Below are 7,358 nucleotides of genomic sequence, written 5' to 3'. Positions count from 1 at the left end.
AGGTTGCGCACTATTTTGTATGTCCAGATTTGTGTCGGCCGCGTTACACAGGGTATCGGCCGCGGACTGCTATTGTCGTCCGTTTCGGCCTTTGGTTACATGGCCTGCACGTTCGCGTGCGGCGGCCCCTCGCCCGGATCAGCGGAAGCGCTCGGCCTCTCGCGCGAGTTCGACCAGACGAGCGCACAGCGACGCCAGTTCGGACTGCTCCGCGCCCTCCGACACGGCGGTCTCGACGTCCTCCGCGGCGCAGCGGACCTCGAACATCCGATCCACGAGCGCCGCCGCCTCGTCTGCGGTCAGGACCACGGCGTCGGCGGGAATCGACGTGCCCTTGACCGCGCTGCGCTGTTCGTATGCGCGCTGTCGGCAGGACTGGCGGCAGTAGCGGCGGCGTCGCCCGATGCCGACGTCGGCGACCTCGCGTCCACACCACACGCACGAATCGAGTCTGCGAGAGGGGCCTGCCACGGACAGTCACCTTACTGTGCCCGGCGACGACGCCGTGCCGGGCGACGACGCTGTGCTGTTCGGCATTCACAAACCGGTAAGATGGTGCGGTTGCGTCTGTGCGACGCCAGGGAACCATTCCAGCGTCCGTGGCGTTGAAGATGAGTGAATGCCTGCTGATCGGTGAGGTACTGCCGATCCAGTGCGCTCGCGTGCCGACCTAGGGAGAGGACACCACCATGGCAGATCGCGTACTTCGAGGAAGTCGACTCGGAGCGGTGAGCTATGAGACCGATCGCGACCACGACCTGGCGCCCCGCCGCATGGCCCGGTACCGCTGCGACAACGGCGAAGAGTTCGATGTCCCCTTCTCCGACGATGCCGAGATCCCCGGCACCTGGCTGTGCAAGAACGGTCTGGAGGGCAGCCTCCTCGAGGGCACCGCGCCGGAGGCCAAGAAGGTCAAGCCCCCGCGTACCCACTGGGACATGCTGCTCGAGCGTCGTTCCGTCGAGGAGCTCGAGGAGCTGCTCAAGGAGCGTCTGGACCTGCTGAAGACCAAGCGACGCGGAGCGTAGCGGAGCCGGCGCCTGAGACGCCGCGACGCGGAGCGTAGCTCCCGCGTGAACGAATCAACGCCGCCCCCGGGGAATCCCCCGGGGGCGGCGTTGTCGTATCCGATGCCTTGCCTACCTACCGAACAGCGCCTTCGCCTTGTTCCACCGGTTGCGCATGCCCCAGACGGTGACCTTGAGCAACGCCTCCTGCACGATGTTGCCGTCCATCTTGGACTCGCCGAACTCGCGCTCGGTGAACGTGATCGGCACCTCCACCATGGTGAAGCCGTGCTGGATCGCGCGCCACGCCAGGTCGACCTGGAAGCAGTAGCCGTGCGACTCGATGGAGTCGAGGTCGAGCGCAACGAGCACCTCGCGCCGGTAGGCGCGGAAACCGCCCGTGATGTCCTTGATCTTCACGCCCAGCGCGAGCCGGGAGTAGATGTTTCCGCCACGGGAGAGGAACTCGCGCCGCTTGGGCCAGTTCACCACGGAGCCGCCGGGCACGTAGCGCGAGCCCGCGACCACGTCGGCGCCCGCATCGATCTTGTCGAGCAGTCGGTGCAACTGCTCGGGGGCGTGGCTGCCGTCCGCATCCATCTCGACGATGACGCGGTAGTCGCGCTCGAGGCCCCACTTGAAACCGGCGATGTAGGCCGCGCCGAGGCCGTTCTTCTCGGTCCGGTGCATGACGTGGATCCGGCCTGCGGTGTCCTGCTCCGCCAGCTTGTCGGCCAGGTCGCCGGTTCCGTCCGGGCTGCCGTCGTCGGCCACGAGCACGTGCGTGTTCGGGAGAGCGGCGTGCAGGCGGCCGATGATCAGGCCGATGTTCTCCCGCTCGTTGTACGTCGGAATGATCACCAAGGTGTGCGCGCTCGGTGTGTCCCCGCCTGGCGTACCCGCTGCCATCTTGATCCTCCCTGCCAGCCGAGGCTGGTTTCCTTCGTGATGCGTCCGCCGCCGTCAGTTGATCGGTGCGGCCGACCGACGCCGCCGCACGAGTGCGACGGCGAGGGCCAATGTGGCGCCGACACAGAGAACGATCTCCGGAATCGGGCCGAGTCGAGTAGCCAGCGTAGTGGAGGCGCGAAGTGGAACCTCCGCGACAAGCGTCGCAGGCACGAAAAGTGACGAAGATTCCTGTACGGACCCGTCGGGGGCGACGATCGCGCTGACGCCCGACGTGGCCGCCACCACAACGACCCGACCATGTTCGACCGCCCTCACCCGAGACATCGCGAGCTGCTGGTAGGTCATCTCGGTATCCCCGAAGGTCGCGTTGTTGGTGGGTACCGCGATCAACTGGGCGCCTGCCCGGACCGACTGGCTGAGCGCTCGGTCGAACGCCACCTCGTAGCAGGTCGCCACGCCGACCGGGATCCCGGCGGCCGTCACGACCCCGTCGCCGTTGCCGGGAACGAAGTTGCCCGCCTGGTCGGCATACGAGGAGAAGTGGCGGAAGAAGTCGCGGTAGGGCAGGTACTCGCCGAACGGCTGGATGATCTTCTTGTCGTGGCGGTCCTGTGGCCCGTTGTCGCCGTCCCAGACGATCACCGAGTTCGTCGTGGTCCGGTCGCCGTTCACCAGGACGGCGCCGACGAGGATCGGAGCGTCGACGGCACGCGAGGCCGCCTCGATCGCGGCGGCCGCGTCGGCGTTGCGGAACGGATCGATGTCCGAGGCGTTCTCCGGCCAGATCACCAGGTCGGGCTGCGGCTGAGTGCCCGCCCGCACGTCCTCGGCCAGTGCGAGGGTCTCCCGGACGTGATTGTCGAGGACCGCGCGGCGCTGGGCGTTGAACTCGAGCCCGAGTCGGGGCACGCTGCCCTGGATCGCGGCCACGACGATCTTCCGATCCCCCGCCGCGCCGTCCACCGACTCCATGCCGGGAACGGCGGGCCACAGCGCGGCGGCGAGGACCGGCATGGCGAGCGCGAACGCCCCGGCGGCGAGGAGGTCGCTGGTCGGGCGACGGCGGGCGATCGCCACCGAGAGCGCGGCGATCCCGGTGCCGGTCAGCGCGACCGCGAACCCGAGCAACGGGGCGCCACCGATCGCGGCGAGCGACAGCAGCCACCCGTCGGATTGTCCGAACGCCAGCCGTCCCCACGGGAAGCCCCGAACGGGACGCTCGAGCGCAGCCATTCCGTCAGCGTCCACGCGCACGCGATCCACAGCGGCGCCAGCGGCAGTCTGGCGAGGATGACGGCGAGGACGCCGAACAGCCCGAAGAACACGGCCTCCGCGGCGGCGAGGGCCAGCCAGGGCGCCGGACCCACGTACTCCCCCACCCAGGGCAGCAGTGGCAGCAGGAATCCGAGGCCGGCGAGGAATCCGTACCCGAATGCGCCTCGCAGGCGCAGTGGCGGCCGGTCCTGGGCCGTCCCTGCCCGATCTCCCGCACCGAATCGAGTCAGCACCAGGACGAGCAGCGCCACGGCGAACGGGGCGAGGAACCACAGCGGTCGTGGCGGGAAGCTCGCGAACAGCAGCGCACCGGATCCGAACGCCAGGACGCAGTCGCGAAGGGTCGACGATCGGGGCTTGCGAGAGCGGGTCTGGGTCGAGGCGGTCACCTCAACGCTCATAGATGGTCTCCCCGCGGTGAACGGTCCGCAGGCACACCGGGTTCGGGGACTCGGGATCGAGGTGCGGCAACGCGGGCACGCGGGACCGTGGATCGGTCGACCACCGCTGGACGGAATCCTTGGCCGCGGTGACCACCAGCTCACCGGCCTCCCAGACGGCGTAGGAGGCAGGCGCACCGGGGACCAGCGTGCCGGCGAGCCCGTCGCGGACGCCACCGGCCCTCCATGCCCCGCGGGTGGCGGCGGAGAAGGCCGCGCGGGGCGAGACCCCGCTGCCCTCGGTGCGGTGGTTGACCGCGGCCCTGAGCATCGCCCACGGGTCGACGGGGGTGACCGGTGCGTCGGATCCGAAGGCCAGCGACACCCCAGCCGCCGCCATCGGGGCGAACGGGTTGAGGGTCGCCGCGCGGTCCCGCCCGAGGGCCTGGGCATAGAGACCGTTGTCGCCGCCCCAGAGTGCGTCGAAGACCGGCTGGACGCTGGCGACCACACCGAGTCCGCCGAGGGTCGCCGCCTGCGCGGCCGTGATCATCTCGACGTGCTCGAGACGGTGACCACACGCCGCGACAGCGGGCCCGCCGAGTTCGCCTGCCACCCGCTCGAATGCCTCGACCACGGCCGCGACGGAGGCATCGCCGATGACGTGGAAGCCGGCCTGGATGCGGGCCTCGGTGCAGGCCCGCAGGTGCGCCGCGATCGTGTCCACGTCGAGGTAGGCATTGCCCGTCTGGGGGCGGTCGGCGTACGGCTCGTGCAACCAGGCCGTACGGGAACCGATCGCGCCGTCGACGAAGAGGTCACCGCCGAGGCCGGCCGCCCCCGTCTCGGCGAGGAGCGCCTTCGCTTCCGCCGCGGTCTGGACCGGCTGTCCCCAGTAGGCGCGCACCTCGACCCCGTGCGGGTGTGCGAGCAGTTCGCGCAGGTCTTCGCGACCGGAGATGTCGGGGCCCGCACATTCGTGGACCGCGACGATCCCGTTGGCGGCGGCGCTGTCGAGCGCCGCGGTCCTGGCCCGCGCGCGCTGTGCCGCGGTGAGAAGCTCCCTGGCGGCCCCGCGGACCCGGTGGTGATCGTCGGCGGTGACCGGGGCCTCGGCCTCGTCGACGCCGCCCGCCCGCCGTAGCAGCGACGAGGCGGCGGCGGAATGAACATCGATCCGGGCCAGGTAGACCATCCGGCCCGGCGCGGCGGCGTCGAGTTCGGTGGTCGTCGGGGCGCCGGGGTCCTCGGTCCAGGTGGTCTCGTCCCAGCCGTGCCCCCAGATCACCGCATCGTCCTGTTCCTCGGCATAGCGGCGAACCAGGTCGAGGCACTCGCGCCGTGATCGGGCGCCGGTCAGGTCGAGGCCGGTCAACATCAGTCCGAGGGCCGTCACGTGGACGTGGGTGTCCACGAACGCAGGCGTCACGAAGGCGCCGTCGAGCTCGATGATCTCGGCGTCGGGATGGAGCGCGCGTCCTGGACGGTCCTCGCCGACCCACACCACGGTGCCATCGGTCACGGCCATCGATGTCGCATCAGGTGCGGCGGGGCTGTAGATGCGACCGCCGACCAACAATTGGGTACCCACGGGGTTCAGTCTGCCCGCCGTGGACCCGCCGCCGTGTCACCGGGATCCGGAAGGATGATCTCTCCCTCGATCGCGAGCGGTTCGGCGGTGCCCGCGGGCGAACCGGCGGTCTCGGCCCCGTATGTGACGTCCTCCACGATGGTGTCCTCGACGATGACGCCGTCCACCACCGTGCGGCGACGGGTGCGCGCGTACACGTCGGCGCCGACCCCGCCCGCCGCGGTCACCATGCCGAGTCGACGACCCCCGAGGATCAACACGAGCGGCCGGAGCACCCGGCGAGTCGGTGGGATTAGCAGGAGCAGCCCGAGCGCGGTGGTGACGAGGCCAGGGATCACCAGCAGGACGGTGCCCGCAGCGACCACTGCCCCGTCGGCGACGGCTCCGCCCGCGGAACCGGTGCCGCGGCCGGCACGACGGAATCCCTCGATCACCTTGCGGCCCTGCGAACGGACCAGGACGAGGCCGATCGCCCAGCCGAGCAGGAACAGCGCAATCGTCCACAGCACACCGATGGTGCTGCCCACCCAGATCACCGCAGCCACCTCGATGACGACGTAGAGCACGAACAACGCCGGGATCATCGGCCTGCCTTTCCTCGGTCCCCTGTCGGGTCCTCTGTCCGGACAACGTGCGGAGGCCCCGAAATTCTCCCGGGTTTCCGCCGTAAACCAGAACCCTCCAGCTGACCTGGACGCAAACCTCTAGTTGAGGTCAACCCAAACCCTCTAGTTGACATTTAGACATTGGGCGTGATGCAGTTCACATCGGTCGGGTTCATGATCGCCCTGTTCGAGCACCAGTCGAGGAGCAACATGCGTCTCCCCCTGATCCTTCGCACGATGTCCGTCGCCGTGGTCTCCGCCGCGGCCCTTGCCCTCGCCGTGACCGGGCAAGCGGGTGCGTCCCCCACGGCCGCGGAGCCGCCCGGCTCGGCGCCCGCAGCCCTCCTTGCCCAGTCGGGCATGCAGTCGCCCGAGGCGCTGGCGGTGCTCCAGAACATTCTGGGCGCGGTGGCGCTCGGCCCCCTCGGTCTCCCCGAGTTCGGCGTGACCACGCCGCAGGACTTCATGTATCCCGCACCGACTCTCGGCTGCGGGGTCGGCGAGAGTCCGGTGACCGTCACGGTCGCTTCCGCGCAGGCCGGACCCAACTTCCCCCTGCCGCCCTTCATCGAGCGCGGTCAGTTGCGATTCCAGGCGTTGCCCGCCCATGTCGACTTCCCGAAGCAGTCCGGACTCAACGTGGTCTGGTTCAATGCCGACACCTTCAAGGGCGGCATCGAGCCGCTCAACGACGTCCTGCTCGGGGTGCCGACGATGTCGAAGACCGTGGCGACTGGCGCCGGGACCGTGTTCGCGGCGCTCTACGGCGACGTCACCTACCAGTCGGGCAAGACCTGCTTCGCGCTACCGACGGTGGGCAGCTTCACCGCCTAGTCCGGTGTCGCCCTACGAGCCGGGCGTGACCAGCCCGGTCTCGTAGGCCAGCACGACCGCCTGCACGCGGTCGCGGAGGCCGAGCTTGGTGAGGATCTTGCCAACGTGGGTCTTGATGGTCGCCTCGGAGAGGTAGAGCTGCTGCGCGATCTCCGCGTTCGACAGCCCGGTCGCCAGATGACGGAGCACCTCGAGTTCGCGTTCGGTCAGGTCGTCGAGGATCTCGGGCGTCCGTGTCGGGGCCGGGTCGTCGCCGATGAACCGCGACAGCAGTCGCCGGGTCACCTTGGGTGAGACCACCGCGTCGCCCGCCGCGACGCTCCTGATCGCCGAGACCAGGTCCTCGGGCGGGGTGTCCTTGAGCAGGAATCCGCTCGCCCCCGCCCGCAGCGCGCCGAGGGCGTGCTCGTCGAGGTCGAAGGTCGTCATCACCAATACCTTGCTGGAGCAGCCGGATTCGACGATCTGCGTGGTGGCCGCCACGCCGTCGACGATCGGCATCCGCACGTCCATGAGCACCACGTCGGGTTCGAGGTCCCGCGTGGCGTTGACCGCGGCGGCACCGTCCCCCGCCTCCCCCAGCACCACGATGTCCTCGTGTGCCTCGAGCACCATCTTGAGCCCCATGCGCATCAGCTCTTGATCGTCGACGAGCAGCACGGTGATGGGCATGGCGCCACCCTATCCTTGAGCGGCCGCGACGGGTTGCACGGTAAATCGTTCGGCCGGGGTCCGGCCTGTGTGTCCGGTGTCG

The 7,358-nt window shown here is 69.5% G+C and carries 7 protein-coding genes and 1 pseudogene; 2 read left to right on the top strand and 6 right to left on the bottom strand.

Annotation, left to right across the window (positions count from 1 at the left end; genetic code table 11):
- Window positions 1-138: 138 nt before the first annotated feature.
- On the bottom strand, window positions 139-471 hold the full coding sequence (locus BTZ20_RS13245; RefSeq protein ID WP_077041690.1) for a hypothetical protein: 333 nt from the start codon (window positions 469-471) through the stop codon (window positions 139-141).
- Window positions 472-689: 218 nt separating this feature from the next.
- On the opposite strand from BTZ20_RS13245, the gene BTZ20_RS13240 reads away from it, so the two are divergent.
- Window positions 690-1,028, top strand: a complete 339-nt coding sequence (locus BTZ20_RS13240) for an RNA polymerase-binding protein RbpA (protein WP_027501343.1) — start codon at window positions 690-692, stop codon at window positions 1,026-1,028.
- 111 nt (window positions 1,029-1,139) lie between these two features.
- On the opposite strand, the gene BTZ20_RS13235 is transcribed toward BTZ20_RS13240, so the two are convergent.
- From BTZ20_RS13235 to BTZ20_RS13220, 4 genes and pseudogenes are all read right to left on the bottom strand, one after another.
- Entirely contained in the window at window positions 1,140-1,916 is a 777-nt protein-coding gene (locus BTZ20_RS13235) for a polyprenol monophosphomannose synthase (protein WP_077041689.1), read from the bottom strand.
- Between the two features lie 78 nt (window positions 1,917-1,994).
- Window positions 1,995-3,583, bottom strand: a pseudogene (lnt, locus tag BTZ20_RS13230) (apolipoprotein N-acyltransferase); the annotation flags it as partial.
- 1 nt (window position 3,584) lies between these two features.
- Window positions 3,585-5,165: an amidohydrolase gene (locus BTZ20_RS13225; protein ID WP_077041688.1), complete on the bottom strand. Its 1,581-nt coding sequence runs from the start codon at window positions 5,163-5,165 to the stop codon at window positions 3,585-3,587.
- A gap of 5 nt (window positions 5,166-5,170) precedes the next feature.
- Window positions 5,171-5,749 (bottom strand): FxsA family protein, encoded by a 579-nt coding sequence (locus BTZ20_RS13220; protein WP_077041687.1) that lies wholly within the window; start codon window positions 5,747-5,749, stop codon window positions 5,171-5,173.
- Window positions 5,750-5,920: 171 nt separating this feature from the next.
- On the opposite strand from BTZ20_RS13220, the gene BTZ20_RS13215 reads away from it, so the two are divergent.
- Window positions 5,921-6,604, top strand: coding sequence for a hypothetical protein (locus BTZ20_RS13215; protein ID WP_223263328.1), 684 nt, complete (start codon window positions 5,921-5,923; stop codon window positions 6,602-6,604).
- A 12-nt stretch (window positions 6,605-6,616) separates the two neighbouring features.
- On the opposite strand, the gene BTZ20_RS13210 is transcribed toward BTZ20_RS13215, so the two are convergent.
- Window positions 6,617-7,276 carry a response regulator gene (locus BTZ20_RS13210; RefSeq protein ID WP_077041686.1) on the bottom strand — a complete coding sequence of 220 codons (660 nt, stop codon included), beginning with the start codon at window positions 7,274-7,276 and terminating at the stop codon, window positions 6,617-6,619.
- Window positions 7,277-7,358 lie beyond the last annotated feature (82 nt).

It is taken from the genome of Rhodococcus sp. MTM3W5.2, from assembly GCF_001984015.1.
In the GTDB taxonomy this organism is placed as follows: Bacteria; Actinomycetota; Actinomycetes; order Mycobacteriales; family Mycobacteriaceae; genus Rhodococcus_G; species Rhodococcus_G oryzae.
The sequence above is the reverse complement of the archived record's forward strand: the minus strand, read 5'-3'. Positions and strand labels throughout refer to the sequence as shown.

What these genes read in the sequence shown, in the direction of transcription:
- BTZ20_RS13240 (WP_027501343.1), top strand. Translation starts at nt 690, where the DNA reads ATGGCAGATCGCGTACTTCGAGGAAGTCGACTCGGAGCGGTGAGCTAT.
- BTZ20_RS13235 (WP_077041689.1), bottom strand. Translation starts at nt 1,916, where the DNA reads ATGGCAGCGGGTACGCCAGGCGGGGACACACCGAGCGCGCACACCTTG.
- BTZ20_RS13220 (WP_077041687.1), bottom strand. Translation starts at nt 5,749, where the DNA reads ATGATCCCGGCGTTGTTCGTGCTCTACGTCGTCATCGAGGTGGCTGCG.
- BTZ20_RS13215 (WP_223263328.1), top strand. Translation starts at nt 5,921, where the DNA reads ATGCAGTTCACATCGGTCGGGTTCATGATCGCCCTGTTCGAGCACCAG.
- BTZ20_RS13210 (WP_077041686.1), bottom strand. Translation starts at nt 7,276, where the DNA reads ATGCCCATCACCGTGCTGCTCGTCGACGATCAAGAGCTGATGCGCATG.